Here is a 22102-nt window from a genome sequence, read left to right as displayed (position 1 = left end):
TAACTAAAAGATAAAAAGTGTGACCTAAAATGAATGATCAAACAAAAAAACCGAACAAAAGCTATACATCAGAATTTAAAGAATCAGCTGTCAAATTAGCTAATGAGACGGATCAACCCGTTTCTCAGACTGCCAGGGAGCTAGGTGTTAATGTAAATACTCTACATACCTGGATCAGTAAATATTCCAAACCGGTGAAGACGGTAGCCAATAGAAGTGATGAACACATTTATGATGAAGTAAAACGTCTGAAAAAAGAATTGGCAAAAGTGATTCAGGAGCGTGATTTATTAAAAAGGCCACAGCGTACTTTGCAAGGGAAACTTTGTGAAGTACGCATGGATAACTGATCAGGCTAAAGATTACCCGGTAACGATTCTGTGCCGTTTTATGGATGTTTCCCGTAGTTGCTATTATGATTGGGTTAGCTCTCCTAAAACGGATAGAGAGAAAGAAAATGAAGCGCTTACTGAGCAGCTAAAAAACTGTTTGAAGACAGTCGCAAGACTTATGGAACCCGTCGTCTTAAAAGAAAACTGGCTGAAAAAGGCGTTCATATAAGCCGCCGGAGAATTGGTCGATTAATGAAAAAAGCCGGTTTGTTTTGTAAAACGAAGAGACGCTTTAAAGCGACGACTAATTCCAAGCATAATAAGCGTATATCTCCAAATTTACTGGAAAGAGAGTTTACTGTCTCTCAACCTGATCGCTACTATGTGGGTGATATTACCTATATTGCCACCAAGGAAGGCTGGTTATATTTAGCGGTTGTCATTGACTTATTCTCTAGGCAAATTGTTGGCTGGTCGATGGATGAGCGAATGAAAGCCAAGCTAGTCAATGATGCTTTACTGATGGCCATATGGAAGCGTAAACCAATGGATGGATTGCTTTGGCATACTGACCGAGGTAGCCAATATGCCTCTGATAGTCATAGAAAAATATTGTCGGATCATAACATAATTCAGTCTATGAGCCGCAAAGGAAATTGCTGGGACAATGCTGTATCAGAGAGCTTCTTTCATAGTTTGAAAACTGAATTGACGCACCATTGTCGATTCAAAACCAGAGTAGAAGCAAAGCAGGCAATATTTGAATATATTGAGGTATTTTATAATCGGGAGCGACTTCATTCGGCTAATGATTATTTGTCACCAGTCGATTATGAAATACAGCAGCAGGAAATAGCTTAAATCGATTGATTGAAGAGGGGTAAAAGGCGACATAAATGCCGCCCATTACCGTTGACGGCCATCGGCTCCTCAGCCTGTGCCGTGAAGATATTGTAACAGGATCATTACCGTTGTGAAAACACCTTGGGTGAATGGAACGGCTCTATCGTTCCAGAGGGCAAAGCCCTTTCTCTTCATCTGTTTAAAGTTAACATGAGAAACTAAAATGATAGGAAATACAAAATGACAAAAATCACTTGAAACAGCCAAAAAAATATTTAGAAAACTGTCCGGAAAAGTGTTGACACATCATAATGAACAAACTGTCCCTTCATAACTGGGGCAATGTAGAATATCTTCCTGATCAAAATCATTTTCACAAATCTGGCAGGCGTACTGTGCTGGTTCTTCTGGTTGTGCTGAGCTTGCGGTGTTTTTTTCCGGTACATCGTGGCGGCAAAGGTAATACTTGCCCTGTGTCAGCCAGGCAATGAGAGGTACGGTAACAAAGGGAATTAATAAGGACATAAAAGCGGCCAGCGCTTTTGCAGTTTCGCCCAATAGTCCCCAGTTTGCAATAATCCCCACGACCGAGGCAATCAACATGGACAGCACACCGACTGGATTGATATCATAAAGGTGGCCGCGCCTGAATTCAATGTGAGCAGGACTCAGTCCCAGAGGTTTATTGATCACAAGATCTGCCACGACAGAGCCAACCCAGGCCACGACTAGACAGGCGTAGGTGATTAAAATACTTTCAAATGCTTGATATAAACCTAACTCCATTAGCATTAAGGCGATGGCAACATTGAAAAATAACCAGACGACTCTGCCCGGATGACTATGGGTGACACGGGAAAAAAAGTTACCCCAGGCAATTGAGCCTGCATAGGCATTGGTGACATTGATTTTTAATTGCGAAATAACTACGAAGATGCCGGTTAGCCACAAAGCGATATCAGGATTAGCGGTGATATAAGAAAAAGCCATTGCATACATGTGAGCAGGATCACTGGCCAGTGATGGTGAAATGCCATGTTGAAGCGCCAACACTGCCAAAAACGAGCCAATAAATAATTTAATGACACCGAATACCACCCAGCCGGGACCTGCGCCAACGACTGCCAACCACCATTGGACTCGATTCTTATTGGTTTTTTCAGGTAAAAAACGTAAAAAATCTGCCTGCTCGCCATTTTGTGCAATCAAGGGAAAAATAACGGCCGCTGCGGCACCAAAAAGCAATAAATTAAAGCTGTTATTTTCTTGGCCGGTGATGGTGGTATTCAAATTACTGGTGCCAGAAAAATTCAGCCATTGCTCAAAGGCTCCGGCTTCATGGATGCCAATAAATACCAAGGGCAACACTTGCAAAACCAGCCACAAAGGCTGAGTCCAGGCCTGAAATAAAGAAATTCGACTGATGCCGTGAGTGACCAGAGGGATAATTACCAATGCGCTGATCACATAAGCAATGGACAATGGAATTCCCAGAATCATATTCAATGCCATTGACATAATGGCGGCTTCCAAGGCAAAAAAGATAAAGGTAAAAGAGGCATAGACCAATGATGATATGGTTGAGCCGATATAACCAAAGCCCGCACCACGGGTTAGCAGATCAATGTCCACACCATCTCGTGCCGCATAAAATGATAAGGGCAGGCCAGACAGAAAAATAATGATCCCAACTACCAAAATTGCCCACATGGCATTGGTAAAGCCATAATCTAAGGTGATCGCACCGCCAATCGCTTCTAAAGCGAGAAAAGAAACCACTCCCAAGGCGGTATTTGCCACCCAGGCGGCAGACCAGAGGCGGGATTTCTTGGCGGTATAACGTAAGGCATAATCTTCCAGTGTTTCATTGGCAACCCATTGATTATATTTACGCCGATTGGGCAGAACATCCTTATTCATGGTAATTAGTTATCATATTTTTTATATAAATTTCAATTAATTAAAATAAAAATACGTCATTTAACGTATATCTATGCGCCAGTTATCGAATGTCATCGTAGGCTTATTCGATTTAAACTCAAGTGGACAAAAGTAATAAATCGGATCATTACTAAAAATCGACAGGAAATTATAACATGTTAACAAAATCTCTGAGAAATCTTGCATTGGCGACGGTCGTCACTGCTTCAACCTTCGCCGGTGCGACAATGTCATGGGCGGCTGATACGATTAAAGTCGGTGTTCTACACTCACTATCAGGCACTATGGCCATCAGTGAAACCACATTGAAAGACACAGTTTTGATGATGATTGATGAACAAAATAAAAAAGGCGGTCTATTAGGAAAAAAATTGGAAGCCGTAGTGGTTGATCCTGCATCGAACTGGCCTCTTTTTGCTGAAAAAACCCGCGAATTGATTGAAAAAGATAAGGTTGACGTTATTTTTGGTTGCTGGACTTCAGTATCACGTAAATCTGTTTTACCGGTTATTGAAGAGCTAAATGGCTTATTATTTTACCCGGTTCAGTATGAAGGTGAAGAATCATCAAAGAATGTTTTCTATACGGGCGCTGCACCTAATCAGCAGGCGATTCCTGCGGTTGATTATTTAATGAATGAACTGGACGTCAAGCGCTGGGTTCTGGCAGGTACGGATTATGTTTATCCTCGTACAACCAATAAAATCCTTGAAGCTTACTTATTGTCAAAAGGCGTTAAGAAAGCAGATATTATGATTAACTACACACCTTTTGGTCACTCTGATTGGCAGAGCATCGTGTCTGACATTAAGAAGTTTGGCTCACAAGGTAAGAAAACTGCTGTCGTATCAACCATCAATGGTGATGCTAACGTACCTTTCTATAAAGAACTCGGTAATCAAAACATCTCCTCAGAAGATATTCCAGTAGTGGCTTTCTCAGTGGGTGAAGAAGAACTTTCAGGTATTGATACCAAGCCTCTAGTCGGTCATCTTGCTGCTTGGAACTATTTTATGAGTGTTGAAAGCAAAGAAAATGAAGCCTTTATTAAAAAGTGGCAGACATTTATCAAGAGTGACAAGCGAGTGACCAATGATCCAATGGAAGCAACTTATATTGGTTTTGAAATGTGGGTTAAAGCCGTTGAGAAAGCAAAATCAGTCGCAACGGATGACGTTGAACAAGCGATGATTGGCCTTGAAGTACCTAATCTGACCGGTGGTATCGCCGTCATGAATAAGAACCATCACTTATCCAAGCCTGTTTTAATCGGTGAAATTCAAGATGATGGTCAGATTGAAACGGTTTGGTCAACAGAAGGCACTGTCGCAGGTGATGCATGGTCTGACTTCTTGCCCAGTAGTAAGAATCTGATTTCTGATTGGACTGCTCCTATCAAATGTGGCAACTATGATACTAAAGCGAAAAAGTGTCTGGCTAAATAAATAACACCTTAAGTAACGATTACCCTGGCTTGGTATCTCTAGCCTCGGTAATCGTTTATTGCTTTTCTACCCTCAAATTAACCATTACGATTAATAAATATAAAATGAAACTCATCCCGCAAAAAGTTAATTTCAATAGATTAGTGACAGCCTTAGTGCTTTGTCTGCTTTCTGTTGCCAATCTCTATGCCAATACGGATTCAGCGGAGGAGAAAATATCAGCTCATGCTCAACTGGAAAAATTAATTCCCCCGTTGCAAGTTAAAAGCTTTAAGAAAAAAATAATTGCTGTCAAACAATTAGCAAATATTGATGATCCACAAAGCATGGTTCTTCTGGAAGCTTTGTTGAAGTCAAAATTGTACTATCAAAAAGCCGATAAGTCGGTGGTGATTATTCAGAAAAAAGAGGCACAATATGAAATCTTCAATGCCTTGGATAATAGCAGTATAGGACTTGTGGAAAAAAAGACCATAAAGAAAATTAGCACCAATAATAAACTCCGTAAAACCATCCGCACTTTATTAGCCCAGAAAAAAATAACTCATGCTGATCTTAAGACTCGAAAGTCTGCTTTAAAAGAAATATTAACCGGCAAGGATGCAAGCTTATTACCGGTTCTTAAAACCGCCCAAAGCAATGAAACAGATGATGCACAAAAAGACTTACTCAAGCTTGCCATTGCCCTTATCGAAGTTGACAGCAAGGATAGTCAATTACGTCATGCTGCCATTAAAATCTTAGGTAATAGTCTTTATCCCAGTGCTAAGGGGAAACTAAATGCAGTGTTAGCACAGGATGACAAAGGCGAATTTATTGAGCAGGATAAGACGATTATTGCTGCGGCTCAGAAAGGCTTAAAAAGAATCAATGCCAAGTTGTCGGTGTTTGGTAATCTGGAGACTTTATTTTTTGGCTTAAGTCTTGGCTCGGTATTATTACTGGCAGCCATTGGACTGTCCATCACCTTCGGTGTGATGGGTGTGATCAATATGGCGCATGGTGAATTAATCATGCTGGGTGCTTATACTACCTATCTGGTGCAACAATTGATGCCTAATGATATTGGCCTGTCTCTTATCGTTGCGATTCCTGCTGCATTTGTGGTGTCAGGACTCTTTGGTATTGCCATAGAGCGGGGCGTTATTCGGCATCTCTATGGTCGTCCTTTAGAAACCTTATTGGCTACGTTTGGCATCAGTTTGCTATTGCAACAAATGGTGCGTACTCTAATATCCGCACAAAACGTCCCCGTGATTACACCCTCATGGTTAAGTGGTTCATTGATTATAAATCCAGCCTTTGCCATTACTTATAATCGTATTTATATTTTCTTTTTTGCCTTAATGGTTTTTGCTCTGTTAATACTCATATTGAAAAAAACCTCCTTGGGTTTGCAAGTGCGAGCGGTGGCACAAAATCGCAGTATGGCAACCGCAATGGGGATAAAAACTCAGTGGGTTGATTCACTCACCTTTGGTCTGGGTTCAGGCGTTGCCGGTGTTGCTGGCGTTGCCCTGAGTCAATTAACGAATGTTGGCCCCAATCTGGGACAGGCGTATATTATTGATTCATTCATGGTTGTGGTCTTTGGTGGTGTAGAAAATTTATGGGGGACTTTAGTGGCAGCAATGACGCTGGGGATTACTAATAAATTCCTAGAACCCTGGGCGGGTGCCGTGATGTCAAAAATTATTGTATTAATCTTTCTGATCATCTTTATTCAAAAACGACCCAATGGACTCTTTCCACAGAAAGGCCGTTCTTCAGGAGGCCATTAAAATGTTTATTAATCGTTTTTTCCCACACTTCATGCATAAAGACACGGGGGGCAAATGGCTACTATCCGTATTAGTTTTCCTCACGACTCTGGTGTTTATTTTTAACTTTTTAGTGCCTGAGTCTTCCTCATTTCATATCCCCACGTATATGGTGACCTTATTGGGCAAATACCTGTGCTTGGCATTACTGGCGATTGCCCTTGATCTGGTGTGGGGTTATTGCGGGATTTTAAGTTTAGGACATGCAGCCTTTTTTGCTTTGGGTGGCTATGCCATGGGCATGTATTTGATGCGTCAGATTGGTGATCGGGGTGTTTATGGTAATCCTGAATTGCCTGACTTTATGGTCTTTCTGAATTGGCAGGAGCTGCCCTGGTATTGGCAGGGCTTTGATTCATTTGCCTTTACTGCGCTGATGATTTTTCTCATTCCGGGTTTACTTGCCTATGTGTTTGGTTGGATGACTTTTCGCTCCAGGGTGACGGGTGTCTACTTATCCATTATGACTCAGGCGATGACCTATGCACTGATGCTGGCTTTCTTTAGAAATGAAATGGGTCTGGGTGGTAATAATGGTCTGACCGACTTTAAAGATATTTTAGGTTTTAGCCTGCAATCAGATGGTACTCGAATTGTTATTTTTAGTTTGTCTGCCCTAGCATTGGCTATGGGCTACATGGCCTCACGGTTTATCGTTGAGTCCAAATTAGGGAAAATAGTCGTCGCTATTCGTGATGCCGAATTAAGAACCCGTTTTATTGGTTACAAAGTCGAAAACTTTAAACTGTGGATTTTTGTCTTCTCTGCCATGCTGGCCGGTGTGGCAGGTGCTTTATATGTCCCTCAAGTCGGCATTATTAACCCCGGTGAGTTTTCCCCGCTTAACTCCATTGAGTTGGCTATTTGGGTCGCCATTGGTGGTAGAGGCACTTTGTTTGGTGCTGTCATCGGCGCTTTGCTGGTGAACTATGCGAAAACTTATTTTACCGGTGCTTTACCTGAGTTTTGGCTCTTTGCTCTGGGTACATTATTTATTGTGTCAACGCTCTATCTTCCCAAAGGAATTGTCGGCTTATTAGCACGCTTTAAAAGTCAGGCAGATAGCACGGAACATCCAGTAGCAGAGAAGAAATTAGCGGAGAAAACAGCATGAGTGCTTTGAGTTGGGTGCAACACACCCTTCAGGATGTTTTTAGCCGTGATCGTACCTTTGATCATAGTCTGCAAGAAACGGATTTTGGCAATGAATTTAAACTGGATATCAGTCATCAGACCGTACTCTATCTTGAAGATGTCAGTGTTAGCTTTGATGGCTTTCAAGCACTGAACAAATTATCATTGTATATCGATGATGGTGAGTTACGCTGTATTATTGGTCCCAATGGTGCGGGTAAAACGACTATGATGGACGTGATCACGGGAAAAACACGACCTGATACCGGTATGGTTTATTTTGGCCAAACCATAGATCTGACCACTATGTCAGAGCATGATATTGCCACGGCCGGTATTGGTCGAAAGTTTCAAAAGCCCACTATTTTTCCTGAATATTCAGTCTGGGAAAATCTGGAGCTGGCAATGAAAACCAATAAGGGGGTCTGGCATACCTTGTTCACCGTCCTCAATTCAGAGCAAAAAGATCGTATTGAACAGGTAATGCTGACCATTGGTTTAATGGAGCTCTATCATGCGAAAGCCAATTTGCTATCACATGGTCAGAAACAATGGTTGGAAATTGGTATGCTGCTGATTCAGGATCCCAGAGTTTTACTGGTGGATGAACCGGTTGCAGGCATGACCCATCAGGAAATGGATCGCACTGCGGAACTACTCACCTCCTTGGCAGGTAAGCACTCTGTTGTCGTCGTAGAACATGATATGGACTTTGTTCGCTCTATCGCGAATCAAGTAACCGTATTACATGAGGGCAGTGTGCTGGCTGAAGGCACAATGGATGAAGTACAAAACAATCAAAAAGTAATCGAGGTTTATCTGGGCGAATGAATATACTCAGTACACAATCACTCAATCAATTCTATGGTGAGAGTCATATTCTCTGGGATTTAGATATTGAGATCAAACAAGGCAGTTGCGTTTGTCTGATGGGACGTAATGGTGTGGGTAAAACCACTTTATTGAAATCAATTATGGGTCTATTATCCATTCGTAGTGGTCAGATCACCTTTGAAGATCAGTCACTACAAGACAAAAGTGCTTCTGTTCGAGCCCAGTCAGGGATCGGCTATGTGCCACAGGGACGGGAAATATTTTCTCAGCTCACGGTGCTGGAAAATTTGCAAACAGGGCTGATTGCACGTAAAGACAAGTGCAAAGAACTACCGGAAAAAATATTTGAATTATTTCCGGTATTAAAACAAATGATCAAACGTCGCGGTGGTGATTTGTCGGGTGGGCAACAGCAGCAATTGGCTATTGGTCGAGCGCTGGCTTTGGAGCCCAAAATTCTATTATTGGATGAACCCACGGAAGGCATTCAGCCCAATGTGGTTCAGGAAATTGGTGATATTATCATCAAGCTCAATGAAGAAGCGTATACGTCAAAACTTCCCACGTTGACGTATCATTCCACTTTATTTAAAGGCTGAATTTTTTCAGTCAAATTCCATGGCAACAATTGCTCTAAAGCCTCATCATCATAATGCCTGCCCAGCTTAGGTAACTCAGTCAGAATGTGTGTTAAAAAGGCAAAGGGCTCTAGGTTGTTTGCTTTCGCTGTTTGCACGATTGAATATAAAATAGCACTGGCCTCAGCACCACGAGGATTTTGGTTCATGACCCAGTTTTTGCGCCCAATCACAAAGGGTTTGATCCGCCGCTCTGCCATATTATTATCAATCTGGAGGTTGCCCTCTTCAAGATAGACAGTCAGATACTTCCATTGATTGATCACATAACGAATAGCGACACCCAACTTACTGTCTTTTGTTGTTTTAGTCACTTTATCATCACACCACTTTTTAAAGTCATCCAGTAGTGGTTTGCTTTTTTTCCTGACGGATCAGGTAACGTTGTTCAGCATTGAGCGGTTTGATTTGTTTTTCAATCGCATACAATTTAGCAATTTTACTGATCGCCATTTGTACCATGCCAGGCTTTTTCTGACTGTTCTTGGGTAATGCTTTTAAGGCATCATGGAACTTGCGACGAGCATGTGCCATGCAGCCTAATAAAGTGACTTCACTGTTCTCATTTTCGAATATATGATAACCGGGAAAGCCATCCGTTTGCAGGTAACCTGAAAACCCCGTTAAAAAGGTTTTGGCATGTTGGCCTGCACGAGTAGGCTGATACTCATACAAAACAATGGGACACTTGGAATGATAGCCGCCACTTTGATAGAGCCACATATAAGATTTAGGGCAATTCTCACGTCCATCATGGATCACTCGCATCGTTGTTTCATCGGCCTGGATGATTTTCTGCCTAATGAGATAATACAACAACCGATTATAAAAGGGTTTGAGTAATTCAGCTGATTTAAGCACCCAGTTGGACATACTGGCTCTGGAAAGTGTTATCTTATAGCGTTTAAATATCGCTTCCTGTCGATAGAGAGGCAAGCTGTCTAGGAATTTAGAAACAATGATATAGGCCAGCAGGCTGGGTGATGCAAAACTTCTAGGAATGGGCTGTGCAGGCTTAGGAGCAGTTTTAACGCCTTCCTCACAAGCACGACAGGCATATTTAACCTGAACATGTTCTACAACATATACCTGAGCAGGAACAATTTCCAGTTGCTCTGAGGTCTCTTCACCAATTTCATGCAAGTGATGACCGCAGTCACAGACTTGTTCTGCTTCAGATAACTCATGACGAACAACTTTACGAGGTAGGTCTTTAGGTAAAGGCTTACGACCGGGCTTTTTACGCTCATAAGTAATGGTTTCACGGACTTCCGGTGCTTCTTCGGCGAACGTTTCTGCCTCATTAAAGAAGTCGGGGTGGGCTTCTTTTTTTTCACTGGAAGTACCAAACCGTTTGTGTTGCAACAGACGAAATTGTTCCTCATACCAGTCCACTTTTGACTGGAGTTCAAGCACCCTGTTTTTGAGCGTTGGTATCTCTTCTGGTAGTATTTTGTCTGTTGAACTCATGCGTTATATTATACTAAAAATGAGCGTTAAATGCTTGTATTTATTCTGTTTAATGCGCATCTAAAGGGACTTTTTTAGTTGTTTTCCAGACCATGAATTTCAGGGTGAGCATGGTGTTGTGTGCAAGATAAACCATCCAGTAACCACTGTAATTCTCTCAGTGTTAACGAAAGAGTGGGTTGTTCTTTTTCCATCGGCCACTGGAATTTCCCTTTTTCAAGTGTACGATAGTAAAGCCAGAAACCATTACGCTCCCAGTACAGTATTTTAAGTTTATCTCGCTGACGATTACAAAAAACAAAGACACTGCCATCAAAGGGATTGTGTTCCAATTGCTCTGAGACAATCAGTGATAGCCCATTGGTTGCTTTTCTCATATCGGTAACACCAGAAACCAGATAAACCTGATTGACTGTGATGCCCGTTATCATGAAACAGTCCTGAGCAAATCCAGAATGGACTTGAGCTGATTCAGGTTCGTATCAGAATTGATTTCCAAACTGAAACCATTGGTATGGCTTACTTTAATTGCATTGCTTGTGGGGGAATTGGCCAGTAAATTAATGGGAATGAGTTGATTGTTGGTGTTGACCTGTTTTGATGAGCTAACATAACCCAACTTCTTTCGATAATAGCTAAAAATATGAGAGGGTATCTTATGTTGTTGACAATAAACTGCCTGGCTTAAGTTACTGGCTTGGCAGGCCTCTATGTGTTGCTTCATCGAAGCATCTTTTGAATGGTTGCTCATTTGTATCTCCAAATTACGAATTGAAGATCATAGTTTGAGCTAACTGAAGCTTATTGTGAACGTGGGTTTTAATTGACGTTTACGAAGAAGCGAATATCACCGTCGTTATGGTGGAACAAAAATTACCATTTGCCCGTCGTGTGGGTAAAGACTTTATCATTATGGAAAGAGGCAGAAAAGTGGCCACCGGTGTAATGGATACTCTGGATGATGAACTGGTTAAAAAGTATCTGACAGTATAATCCTAAAAAAATCAGTTGAACCTACTGTGACTGCCTTATGCACTGAATCTTAAGGATTTTCCAGAGCATTTTGACTTCACCCGTAGGGTGACTACGAATAAAGCCAAAATAACCTGTAAAACCCTTAATCTTCAGCACCTAAGTCGCTCTCGCTACGATTCAACTGATTATTTTAGGATAATCGCTTGTCGATAAAACCAACGTCCGTCAATTTTCTCAAACTGTGAATTCTCTTCCAGTTTATGCGCCTTGCCATTGCTTTTAAAGCGAGCAATAAAATGCACTGTACCTGTGTTATCGGCTTTTTGCCCTAATTCAGAACCTAGAATTTTCAGTCCGATCCATTTATCAACAGAAGTGTCTAAATCAAGTATTGCTGGACGTGTTTTTGGGTGCCAGGTATTTAATAAATAGCTCTCATCCTGAACCACATAGGCACAATAGCGTGAACGCATTAGCTGTTCAGCTGATTCGGGGATGTGCTCAGCTGTGGTGTCGAGAAAGGGCTGACAACAGTTTTGAAACAGCAAGCCGGACTGACAGGGGCAGTCCGCTAGGTTTGCTTTATTGGATGAAGGGTTTGCTAAACGAGCCACTAGGGTAAAACAGATTCAGAGTTAAACAATGAGACAATAGACTCGCGCTCACGCACCAGATAATGTTCTGCTCCATCAACAATGACTTCAGCGGCACGGGGACGGGAATTATAGTTTGAGCTCATTGAGAAACCATAAGCACCCGAAGAACGTACTGCTAGTAGATCATTAGCCTTGATAGCCAAGGCACGATCTTTGCCTAAAAAGTCACCTGTTTCACAGACCGGCCCTACCAGATCATATACCATCGTGTCGGCATCGGGATTGCCGCCTTCAAGTACGGGGATAATACCCTGCCAGGACTGATACAGTGCTGGGCGCATTAAGTCATTCATGGCGGCATCGATAATCGCGAAATTTTTACCGTCTTTATCATTGCTTGGCTTAAGAAATTCAACACGTGTGACTAAAATTCCTGCATTGCCTGCAATCGCACGGCCAGGTTCAAGAATAATGGTCTGCAAGCGACCAGCCATGACCACTTTAATTGCCTGTGCATATTCTGCGGGTGAAGGGGGCTGTTCATCATTATAAGGAATGCCCAAGCCACCACCTAAATCAATGTGCTGTAATTTAATGCCGTCTTTACGCAGGTTATCCACCAGTGCCAGGACGCGTTTCAGGGCATCGATAAAGGGTGAAATTTCTAATAATTGTGAGCCGATATGACAATCCACACCAACAATTTTCAGGTTATCTAATTGGCTGATGCGTTGATATACAGCACGGGCATCTTCAATGGCAATACCAAATTTATTGGATTTTAGACCAGTGGAAATATAGGGATGGGTTTTGGCATCAACATCGGGGTTAACACGCACCGAAACAGGAGCGACCATTTGCATCTCTGCTGCCACGGCATTAACACGCTCAATCTCTGCTTCTGATTCAAGATTAAAGCAGTGGATACCGACTTCCAGAGCGCGTTTTATTTCATCGGGGCGTTTACCGACTCCGGAAAAAACGATTTTATCCGGTGAGCCGCCAGCGGCTAGCACGCGTTCTAATTCACCCAGAGAAACAATGTCAAAACCACTGCCTAAGCGAGCAAGAATATTGAGCACCCCTAAATTGGAGTTTGCTTTAACCGCATAGCAAATCAGGTGCGGCTGATCCCCCAGAGCTTCATCAAAGGCATGCCAGTGACGTTCGAAGGTCGCACGAGAATAAATATAAAGTGGCGTACCATAATGTTGTGCCAGTTTTGCCACAACATTATCTTCAGCCATGAGCTGGCCGTCTTGATAGTTAAAATAATCCATAAAATGCTTCGTTTTTCAGTGATTGCTCGTCAATGGCAGACAATTAAGTATGTCTTGCACCGGTTTGTTCCAGAGAAGTGTTATTGTCTGCCTTATACAGTGGGCCTTTTTGTCCACAGGCTGTGATCATACTGCCAATACCTAATATAGCGATAATTAGATAAAGTGCCATTTCTGCACGACACCATTTCATAGTTTCACCTATTGTGTTGTTGATGGTTGTTGAATGTTGATAGCTAACTTAAGCATTTATTTATACCCATGATACTTGGAAATGCAGGCTTCGTTCTTTTTGTTAAGAGATGTAACTAAAAGCCTCAATCATGTAGTACTTATACACTCAATCGGCTCTTAGTCAAAATGCCTCGCTGCATTTCCAAGTATCACGGGTATAGAGCGCTATTATACACAAATTTTAAGTTAGGATAATCCTAAAATAATCAGTTGAATCTACTGCGACCGCCTTATGCACTGAATCTTAAGGATTTTCCAGAACATTTTGACTTCACCCGTAGGGTGACTACGAATAAAGCCAAAATAACCTGTAAAACCCTTAATCTTCAGCACCTAAGTCGCTCTCGCTACGATTCAACTGATTAAGTTAGGATAATGACTTAGGTGGATAGTCATAAGAACCGCGCATTTTCATGATAATATGTAAGTAATGAATTTAAGTCAATTTGTAAGCAATGCATAAAACGATGTATAAAATGATGGAAAAATTATTGAATAAGTTACTGTTTTGTAGAAATAAAAAGGATAGGGAGTGAAACTAAAATCCTACATCTTTCGTTGGGTGACATTGGCCACTTTATTACCGGCGACGGCTCTGGGCTTGTTTGCCAGCTATTATGTGCAAAATATCTACCATTTGGATGCTGCTGAAGATATTCAACGCAGTTTAGAAAACATTGCCATTGAAATCACCCGCAGTTTGCAGACCGATCAACGACTGATTCTCAAATTGCCCGAATCTCAGGCCATGAAGCAGTTTATGCCGGTACTTAATCAGGCACGTTTAAATGAGCGTCATGAAGAATATGCTGTTCGACTCTTTGTTCTGAGTGAATTCTTACAGCAATATCAATCCGTTATTTCTTTATTTGATACTTTTAGAATCCTCGATGTACGGGGTAATACCGTGCTAAAAATACGTGCAGGCAATGAGAGCATTACCCGTTATGAAGGCTTTGAGCCATACGCCATTATGGACAAGGAAATCATTCAACCAGAGCAGGTGAAGCTCTTATCTGAATTGCCTGATGGCCAAGTGAGCTTTATTGAACTGCCCCAGACGCGTGATGAAATGGGACAGGAAAATAACATAGTGATCCCTGATGGGGTTGTGCCCCTAAGTTTTGAGGGGCAGCGAGTAGGCTATCTGGCGGTAGCCATCAAAGGGGCGAATATTGATCAAGTATTGGAATTAGCAGCCCGATTGTATGACGGCAAGTTAATGATTGCTGAAGTGGATGAAGAAAATAGCGTTCGCAATGGGCAAATACTCTATGATGATAATACTTTTTTACGTTTCGCCCACCTCAAGTCCACAGTAGAAAAATTACAAACGCTGGATAAAGGCGTTATCTGGGATGCGTATCAGGATCAAGCCTATGGCTCGGTGGCCAATATGAAGGGGGATAAACATTTTTACTATATTGAATACTTCCCTTATCCCGACTCGCTGACCTCCTGGGTGATAGTAAACGAAGTGGAAGATGCCGCTTTTAGTACGCCCTTTGAAAGTATTCGTATGGGGATTTGGTTTCTGGCAGGCCTGGCAGCATTTAGTAGTTTGTTTCTGGCACATTTTGCTTCACGGGCGATTTCTACGCCAATTATGCATCTGGCAGAAAACTTAAAGACCTTTGCTGATGGTAAAAAAGCGGTACCGATTATCAGTGATATTGATGAAATGCAGGAGTCATCCGAGTCATTTAATTATATGGCCGGTAAGTTAGAGCAGGCACTAGAAGAGCGGATTCGGGCAGAAACCATGATGATCCAAAATGCCAAACTGGCTAGTTTGGGGCAGATGGCGGCGGGCATCGGTCATGAAATTAACAATCCGCTGAATAATATTCGTTCCTTATCACGGCTTATTTATCGTGAACTGGAAAAAAATATTGCTCACTCAGAAGAAAAAGACAGCCCTATTGAAACTAATTTCGTTCAGGCTTTGAATACCATGTTGGAAGATATTCGCTCATTGGATGAAGAAGTTTTGCGCGCATCTGAAATTGTCCAGGGAGTATTAAGCTTTTCCAGACAGATTCCAGACAAGGAGTTCAAACCCATTTGTTTGATTGATCTATTGAAAAACCTCGAAGGTCTGGTGAAGCAAGAAGCGAAGCGAGCACAAGTTGAACTCAATGGTATTGATGGCATTATGACGCATGATAAAGTCATGATTTTGGGTGATCAGGGTAAATTACAGCAAGCACTGGTCAATATTTTGCTCAATGCCATACAGGCCAGTGCTGATTTGCCAGAGGATAAGCGTTCACAGCAGAAACAAATTGATTTATCCTTAAGCCTGGATAACGAAACGATGATCATATCGGTACGTGATTATGGCACTGGAATCGATACAGGCATTCTCGATCAAATTTTTGACCCCTTTTTTACGACCAAAGAAGTCGGGCAGGGAACGGGCTTGGGTTTGTCGATCTCTTTGGGTATCGTGCAGAACCATAAAGGTCAATTACACATAGAAAATGCAGAGGGTGGTGGAGTAATGGTGAAGATTAGTTTGCCATTATTATCCTAAAATAATCAGTTGAATCGTAGCGAGAGCGACTTAGGTGCTGAAGATTAAGGGTTTTACAGGTTATTTTGGCTTTATTCGTAGTCACCCTACGGGTGAAGTCAAAATGTTCTGGAAAATCCTTAAGATTCAGTGCATAAGGCGGTCGCAGTAGATTCAACTGATTTTTTTAGGATTATCTACAATAGCACCCTCAAACGCATCAACAGACTTAAATAAAACGAAAGACGTATGAAGCAAAAACTGATTATTATTGATGATGAGCCAAAAGCCGGGCGCTTGATGGCGCGATACCTTGATGATACCTACGAGTGTCATATCTTTGTTGATCCACTGGAGGCGATGACTTTTTTTGCCAAAGAGCCGGTTGATCTGGTCATTACCGATATGCAAATGCCTAATATGACAGGGGCTCAAGTGCTGGCAGAGATTCGTGCTGTGGATAAACTCATTCCCGTCATTGTGATCACTGCGTATTCTAATGTGGATAATGCGATTGAAGTTTTACGTCTGGGGGCAACCGATTTTGTTAAAAAGCCCTTTGATATTGAAGAGCTGAAAATAACCATAGGCAAAGCCTTAAATGTATCCATTCTTAAGGCAGAAAACTTACGCTTGAAAGAGCGATTAAAAGCCCAGCAGGATCAGGATGAGCGCTATCGCATGATTGGCACGGGTGGCAATATGCAAAAAGTGTATGACATCATCGACAAAATTGCCGACATTCGTTGCAATGTCATTATTGAAGGTGAATCGGGCACGGGTAAAGAATTGGTGGCCAGAGCCATTCATTTTCAAAGCCAGTCAGCAGAGAAGCCCTTTATTGTGATTGACTGTGGCGCCTTAACCGATAGTTTGCTACAAAGTGAATTGTTCGGTTATGAAAAAGGTGCTTTTACCGGCGCCAACAAACAAAAAAAAGGACTCTTAGAAACCGCTTCAGGCGGGACACTCTTTCTCGATGAAATCTGCAATATTTCTGACAATATGCAGACCAAATTATTGCGCGTAGTACAGGAGCAGCAAATTATTCGAGTCGGAGGGCTAGAGCCGATTGATATTGATGTACGCTTTGTCGTGGCGACCAATCAGCCGATGGATAAAATGGTGCAGGAAGGCAAGTTTCGTCATGACTTATATCACCGCCTCAATGTGATAAATATTCAGGTGCCGCCTTTACGCACTCGCCTGGAAGACATTCCCTTATTGACTAGCGTGATGCTTAAGCGTTTTGCGAAAAAATACCAGCGCACTATCGAGGGTTTTGATGCACAATCCTTACAATTGTTGAAAACCTATCAATGGCCGGGCAATGTGCGAGAGTTGAGTAATATTATTGAGCGGGCAGTGGCATTGTCTGATACTGAACTTTTGCATCTGGATGAAATTCCTGTTTCAGTACAAGCGCCCGGGCAGGATACCAGTGAGCAGATTGATAGCGATCAACCGACTTTAGCCGAGCTAGAACGGCGATATATTTTTAAGCTGTTAGATGCAAATAATGATAATCGAGAAAAAACAGCTAGTATCTTGGGCGTGAACAAATCTACTCTATGGCGTAAATTGAAAGAGTATAATGTTTAGGCTAATGTTAGCGTATTGTAAAGTAACATGGTTATATACTGAACCGTTAAAACAAGAATAAATAATTGAGTAATCATTCACTTTGAAGTTTAAGCTTTTTTCTATAGTAACGTCCCAGTGCAGTAATTTAACTGCTGAACAATATGCTACTGCTGAATTACGCATAGCCAATTATTTTGGTGTGCGTGCTGGTTTGTCTCCGTTGGCCTATGTCTTATTATTGCTCAGCATCACCTTAGCAACAGAAAATGGCTGGTATTTTTTTCAAAACTATTGGTATATTGAGCTCTTTATTCTGCTCACCACCATCGGACGGTTTATTGTCCTGCCAAAACTGATTCATGCCGAACAACACAATTATCGTCAATATTTATACTCTTATTATGCTTTTAGCCTGGCATCCGGTTTTCTCTGGGGACTGATCAATGCCATGATGATCTGGTTTGATCAATTACAAAATTTCAGTTACCTCGCTTTATCTTTAGTGATTGCAACCACCGGAGGCGCTATTGGCTCATTGTCATCCTATCGAGGTGGTGTGGCCGTGTTTATTCTGTGTAAATGGCTCCCGGTTGTATTGGCATTGATTTTATTGAGCATGAACGGCAATCAGGATGCGATGCTGGTATTTTTTATGGTATTGCTGATGATGGTTTTTGTGATCAGTCAGGCAATGCGTATTGCCTCAGATAATCAATGTGGGCTGATACGCCAGATTCAATTAGAAAGTCGTAGCGATGAACTCAGTCGTGCCTTGGAAACCATTGAACAGCAACAAGAAGAAGTGAAACAACATCGTGATCATTTACAAGAATTAGTCGATGAAAAAACCACAGATCTGATTGCGGCCAAAGAGAAAGCCGAGCTGGCGGATAAAGCCAAAAGTGAATTTCTGGCCAATATGTCACATGAATTGCGAACCCCGCTGCACTCTATTCTCAGTTTTAGTCACTTTGGATTGACTCGACTGGGACAGGTGAGTGATGACAAGATCAAGAGCTATTTTGAAAAAATAAATTATTCCGGTGAGGTTCAATTGAGTTTGGTGAATAATCTCTTAGATTTGTCTCGTATGGAGTATCACAAAGAAGGCATATTTTTTCACCCTTATCAATTATACGATATTGCCCAAAGTGTGGTTGAAGAACTGAGTAGCCTGATTGAAGAAAAACAGATTGAAATTTTATTAGATACCTCAGGCAAACATATCTTTGTGGAAGGTGATGAGGACAAAATCCAACAGCTTATCCGCAATTTATTAGGCAATGCGATAAAATTTTCAGCGGATAAGTCGAAAGTCTATATCCGTATATATAATAATAGCGGTAGTATTCGTTTGGAAATTGAAGATCAGGGACCCGGTGTGCCTGATGTCGATAAGCATTTAATTTTTGATAAATTCAGTCAGTCCAGTCGTACCCGCACCGGAGCGGGAGGAACAGGTTTAGGCCTGGCTATCTGTCGGCAGATAATGCAATTGCACAAGGGTGATATCTGGGTCGAAGATGCTAAACTCAATCAATCGGCTAGAGGTGCACTATTTATTGCTGTTTTCCCAATTGTCCAAGCTGAATTGCAGAAATGAATATAAATTGCAATTTGCAAACTGCAACTTGCAAACTGCAACTTGCAAACTGCTTTAAATAAATGGCTAGAAAAGACAAAAAAAAGCTATCACAATGAAAACTAACAGAAAAATTATTTTGGCACAAATAGTGCTAGTATAGGGACACATGTGTTAAAAAAATGAATCAATAACCAAGAAACTAAGGAAGATATGATGCAACGTAGACATTTCCTGAAAAATACAATGGCCACTGGTGCCGTTGCTTTAGCCGCTGCAAGTGGTTTGTTAGTACCTGTTCAGGTTCTAGCATGGAATAAAAAAGCTTTTGAAGCAAAAGACGTATCAGGCGCTATGAAAGGCTCAATTGGTACTGAATTGACAACTGCAAGTGATAAAATCAATATTAAAGCACCTGACATCGCTGAAAACGGTGCCGTTGTGCCTGTTACTATCAGCTCTACTTTGAGTGGTGTGACTTCAATTACTTTACTTTCAGAAAAGAATGGTACACCTCTGGTTGCCAAATTTAACCTGAAAGGCAAAGCAGAAGCATTTGTTTCTACTCGTATCAAAATGGGTAAAACATCTAACATCATCGCAATTTGTGAATCTGCTGGTAAATTCTATAGCGCCAGAAAAGAAGTCAAAGTCACCATCGGTGGTTGTGGCGGTTAATTTTTTAGTAGCGACTAATTTTCGTAGCTATTAAGAAAACAGTTATTAAGTGCAAAAAACACGAACAGGTGAATAAAAATGGCAAAGAGTACAATAAAAATACGCGCTAAAGCAAAAAATGGCGTAGTAACAGTGAAAGCACTGATCAGTCATAAGATGGAAACTGGTTTACGTAAAAATAAAAAGACAGGCAAAGTAATTCCTGCTCTTTTCATTGAAAACGTTGATTGTGAGCACAATGGTGCGCCAATCATGAATGCAGAATGGGGTGTAGCAATTTCTAAAAACCCATACCTGTCATTCAAATTCGCAGGTGCTTCTGGTGATAGCGTTAAACTATCCTGGAAAGACAATTCTGGCAAGTCTGATACTTTGGAAACCAAAGTTAAGTAAATAGCTAGAGTAAAGAGCCAGTCAGCTATTTTGAGCTAGTCTCAAAAAATGCTGAAGAAAAAAGCGTAACGGATTTAATTCGTTGCGCTTTTTTTATGCCTATAGCGCTTTTCTTTATGTTAGTATAGTGTTATAAGTTAATATAGCGTTATAAGTTAATATAGCGTTATAAGTAAATATAGATAGATAGCTATTTACGATACTTGAAAATAGATAGTCTATACTCAATTATTATTTATAGAGGTACTTGCGAAGTTGCTCTTAGCTTCCACCTTCTATAGCCTTAACTAGCTAGTCCATAGTAAAAAGAGTGTAAGAGTAACAATGACAAAAATAACCATGACCGAATCAGAATTCAAAGAATTTGTAGAAGATATTATCATTCAGATAGAAGATGCATTGGAAGACTTAGACAGTGATATCGATTATGAGTCATCAGATGGTATTCTGACCATCATCATGGAAAATAAATCACAACTCATCATCAATCGCCAAACGGCTGCTCTGCAATTGTGGCTAGCGGCCAAATCTGGAGGCTATCATTTTGACTATGTGGCAACGGATAAGGGCAATGCCTGGCAGGATGATCGCAGTGGTGAAAGTTTTATTGATACCCTCAACCGCTGCCTGAGTGAACAATCGGGCAGCAACATAGTTCTTGATTTGGAATAAGCCATGTTCTATAGCACACATCTCAAAATTTCAGGCTTTAAGGCGCTTTCAGCTCTACTACTCTCCAGTTTATTGTTTGTAGCAATGCCAGCGCAGTCTCACGAAGCACAAGACAGCAGTGCCTTAGCCAAGGAAACAAAAGCTTCGCTTGCGGCAGGTGATGCCTTGTTTCAGAAAAAATGTTCGGTCTGTCATGGCAGTGAAGGTGATGGTGGTGTTGGCGTGCCCCTTAATTTTCGTGACTTCTTAAGCACCAGTTCAAATCGCTACTTACACCGTACGATTCAAAAGGGTAGACCTGGTCGTATTATGCCTGCCTTTACCGGCCTGAGTGAGACTGAAATACGCAATATTATTCAATATATTCGTAGCTGGAAACCTGAGATTGCAGTGCCCGAATATTCACTGGCCCACATTCAGGGTGATATCGCTAAAGGGCAAAAGGTTTATGAAAGCATTTGCATCAATTGTCATCGTGAAAAAGGTGTGGGTGGCAAGGGGACTGGCGTAACATTCTCTCGTCCTCGTGATGCGGCAATTATTGCCCCGGCTATTGGCAATCCTGCTTTTTTATCAGCAGCGTCGGATCAAATGTTAAAGCGCATTATCATGACTGGGCGTGAATCAACACCTATGGTCTCTGCTCAATCAATGGGCTTAAAAGAAGTCGATGTTGACAATGTGGTCACTTATCTACGTTCTCTGGCTAAGTCAGAAAAAAGCATAGCGCAGAAAAATAAAGAGAAGGGTCAGGCAGTATTGGTCTACGAATCTTCTTATTCACTAGAAGAAACCATCGAAAACATGAAACGCGCAGCGATTGGCTATAATTTTCGCTATATTCGTGAACAGACACTAGATCAGGGGTTTGTCGATAAAGAACAAGAAAACAAAGACGAATATCTGATTTATTTTTGTAACTTCAACTTTCTCAATCAGGCCTTGTCCGTTGATCCTCGTATCGGTATGTTTCTGCCTTTTCGTGACACCATCATAAAGAAAGACGATACCGTGTTGGTGATGACAGTGAATCCGGATTATTTATGCTCGATGTTTAACAATAATGAACTCAAGCAGGGCTGTGAATTTATGTCCGAGAAATATGAAGCCATGCTTGAAGAAAGCACCTTATAAAG

At 41.5% G+C, this 22102-nt stretch carries 19 protein-coding genes and 2 pseudogenes; 14 read left to right on the top strand and 7 right to left on the bottom strand.

Going from position 1 to position 22102, the window contains the following annotated elements:
* Positions 1 to 29 precede the first annotated feature (29 nt).
* Positions 30 to 1193: pseudogene (locus tag JEU79_RS02650) on the top strand (IS3 family transposase).
* A 288-nt stretch (positions 1194 to 1481) separates the two neighbouring features.
* Here the strand turns inward: JEU79_RS02650 and JEU79_RS02645 are convergent.
* Positions 1482 to 3101: a purine-cytosine permease family protein gene (locus JEU79_RS02645; protein WP_246540492.1), complete on the bottom strand. Its 1620-nt coding sequence runs from the start codon at positions 3099 to 3101 to the stop codon at positions 1482 to 1484.
* Between the two features lie 242 nt (positions 3102 to 3343).
* Here JEU79_RS02645 and urtA point away from each other — a divergent pair, with 242 nt between their 5' ends.
* The 5 genes from urtA (at position 3344) to JEU79_RS02620 (ending at position 8948) form a co-directional block, all read left to right on the top strand.
* Complete coding sequence (gene urtA / locus JEU79_RS02640) at positions 3344 to 4561, top strand: urea ABC transporter substrate-binding protein (RefSeq protein WP_246540490.1); 1218 nt, start codon at positions 3344 to 3346, stop codon at positions 4559 to 4561.
* 104 nt (positions 4562 to 4665) lie between these two features.
* Entirely contained in the window at positions 4666 to 6342 is a 1677-nt protein-coding gene (gene urtB / locus JEU79_RS02635) for an urea ABC transporter permease subunit UrtB (RefSeq protein WP_198262844.1), read from the top strand.
* A 1-nt stretch (position 6343) separates the two neighbouring features.
* Positions 6344 to 7495, top strand: coding sequence for an urea ABC transporter permease subunit UrtC (gene urtC, locus JEU79_RS02630; RefSeq protein ID WP_198262843.1), 1152 nt, complete (start codon positions 6344 to 6346; stop codon positions 7493 to 7495).
* Positions 7492 to 8346 carry an urea ABC transporter ATP-binding protein UrtD gene (gene urtD, locus JEU79_RS02625; RefSeq protein ID WP_198262842.1) on the top strand — a complete coding sequence of 285 codons (855 nt, stop codon included), beginning with the start codon at positions 7492 to 7494 and terminating at the stop codon, positions 8344 to 8346. Before urtC ends, urtD begins: the two co-directional genes overlap by 4 nt.
* A 2-nt stretch (positions 8347 to 8348) precedes the next feature.
* Complete coding sequence (locus tag JEU79_RS02620) at positions 8349 to 8948, top strand: ATP-binding cassette domain-containing protein (RefSeq protein WP_198265826.1); 600 nt, start codon at positions 8349 to 8351, stop codon at positions 8946 to 8948.
* Here JEU79_RS02620 and tnpC read toward each other — a convergent pair.
* The 3 genes and pseudogenes from tnpC to tnpA form a co-directional block, all read right to left on the bottom strand.
* Positions 8924 to 10457 (bottom strand): annotated as a pseudogene (tnpC, locus tag JEU79_RS02615) (IS66 family transposase). The gene JEU79_RS02620 and the pseudogene tnpC overlap by 25 nt on opposite strands.
* Positions 10458 to 10531: 74 nt before the next feature.
* A complete protein-coding gene (gene tnpB / locus JEU79_RS02610) occupies positions 10532 to 10888 on the bottom strand; it encodes an IS66 family insertion sequence element accessory protein TnpB (RefSeq protein ID WP_198262841.1) in 357 nt (118 codons plus the stop codon).
* Positions 10885 to 11208, bottom strand: a complete 324-nt coding sequence (tnpA, locus tag JEU79_RS02605) for an IS66 family insertion sequence element accessory protein TnpA (protein WP_198262602.1) — start codon at positions 11206 to 11208, stop codon at positions 10885 to 10887. The genes tnpB and tnpA overlap by 4 nt, the downstream gene beginning before the upstream one ends.
* 107 nt (positions 11209 to 11315) lie before the next feature.
* Here tnpA and JEU79_RS27265 point away from each other — a divergent pair, with 107 nt between their 5' ends.
* Positions 11316 to 11450: a hypothetical protein gene (locus JEU79_RS27265; protein WP_281400818.1), complete on the top strand. Its 135-nt coding sequence runs from the start codon at positions 11316 to 11318 to the stop codon at positions 11448 to 11450.
* Between the two features lie 167 nt (positions 11451 to 11617).
* On the opposite strand, the gene JEU79_RS02600 is transcribed toward JEU79_RS27265, so the two are convergent.
* Genes JEU79_RS02600 through lptM form a run of 3 tightly spaced genes read right to left on the bottom strand, consistent with a single transcriptional unit; the run spans position 11618 to position 13501 of the window.
* Positions 11618 to 12046, bottom strand: a complete 429-nt coding sequence (locus JEU79_RS02600) for a YchJ family protein (RefSeq protein WP_198262840.1) — start codon at positions 12044 to 12046, stop codon at positions 11618 to 11620.
* On the bottom strand, positions 12046 to 13308 hold the full coding sequence (gene lysA / locus JEU79_RS02595; protein ID WP_198262839.1) for a diaminopimelate decarboxylase: 1263 nt from the start codon (positions 13306 to 13308) through the stop codon (positions 12046 to 12048). The genes JEU79_RS02600 and lysA overlap by 1 nt, the downstream gene beginning before the upstream one ends.
* Before the next feature lie 43 nt (positions 13309 to 13351).
* Positions 13352 to 13501 (bottom strand): LPS translocon maturation chaperone LptM, encoded by a 150-nt coding sequence (gene lptM / locus JEU79_RS02590; protein ID WP_198262838.1) that lies wholly within the window; start codon positions 13499 to 13501, stop codon positions 13352 to 13354.
* A gap of 573 nt (positions 13502 to 14074) precedes the next feature.
* Here lptM and JEU79_RS02585 point away from each other — a divergent pair.
* The 7 genes from JEU79_RS02585 (at position 14075) to JEU79_RS02555 (ending at position 22100) form a co-directional block, all read left to right on the top strand.
* The gene (locus JEU79_RS02585) at positions 14075 to 16078 is read left to right on the top strand and encodes a sensor histidine kinase (protein ID WP_198262837.1); all 2004 of its coding nucleotides are present in this window, start codon (positions 14075 to 14077) and stop codon (positions 16076 to 16078) included.
* Between the two features lie 228 nt (positions 16079 to 16306).
* Positions 16307 to 17659, top strand: a complete 1353-nt coding sequence (locus JEU79_RS02580; RefSeq protein WP_198262836.1) for a sigma-54-dependent transcriptional regulator — start codon at positions 16307 to 16309, stop codon at positions 17657 to 17659.
* 82 nt (positions 17660 to 17741) lie between these two features.
* Positions 17742 to 19244, top strand: coding sequence for a sensor histidine kinase (locus JEU79_RS02575; protein ID WP_198262835.1), 1503 nt, complete (start codon positions 17742 to 17744; stop codon positions 19242 to 19244).
* Positions 19245 to 19436: 192 nt separating this feature from the next.
* Positions 19437 to 19901, top strand: coding sequence for a thiosulfate oxidation carrier protein SoxY (gene soxY, locus JEU79_RS02570; protein ID WP_343074928.1), 465 nt, complete (start codon positions 19437 to 19439; stop codon positions 19899 to 19901).
* Between the two features lie 78 nt (positions 19902 to 19979).
* Positions 19980 to 20294 carry a thiosulfate oxidation carrier complex protein SoxZ gene (gene soxZ / locus JEU79_RS02565; protein WP_198262834.1) on the top strand — a complete coding sequence of 105 codons (315 nt, stop codon included), beginning with the start codon at positions 19980 to 19982 and terminating at the stop codon, positions 20292 to 20294.
* Positions 20295 to 20618: 324 nt separating this feature from the next.
* A complete protein-coding gene (gene cyaY, locus JEU79_RS02560) occupies positions 20619 to 20966 on the top strand; it encodes an iron donor protein CyaY (protein WP_246539944.1) in 348 nt (115 codons plus the stop codon).
* Between the two features lie 3 nt (positions 20967 to 20969).
* Positions 20970 to 22100: a c-type cytochrome gene (locus tag JEU79_RS02555; protein ID WP_198262833.1), complete on the top strand. Its 1131-nt coding sequence runs from the start codon at positions 20970 to 20972 to the stop codon at positions 22098 to 22100.
* Positions 22101 to 22102 lie beyond the last annotated feature (2 nt).

The organism is sulfur-oxidizing endosymbiont of Gigantopelta aegis (assembly GCF_016097415.1).
GTDB lineage: Bacteria > Pseudomonadota > Gammaproteobacteria > GRL18 > GRL18 > GRL18.
The sequence above is the reverse complement of the archived record's forward strand: the minus strand, read 5'-3'. Positions and strand labels throughout refer to the sequence as shown.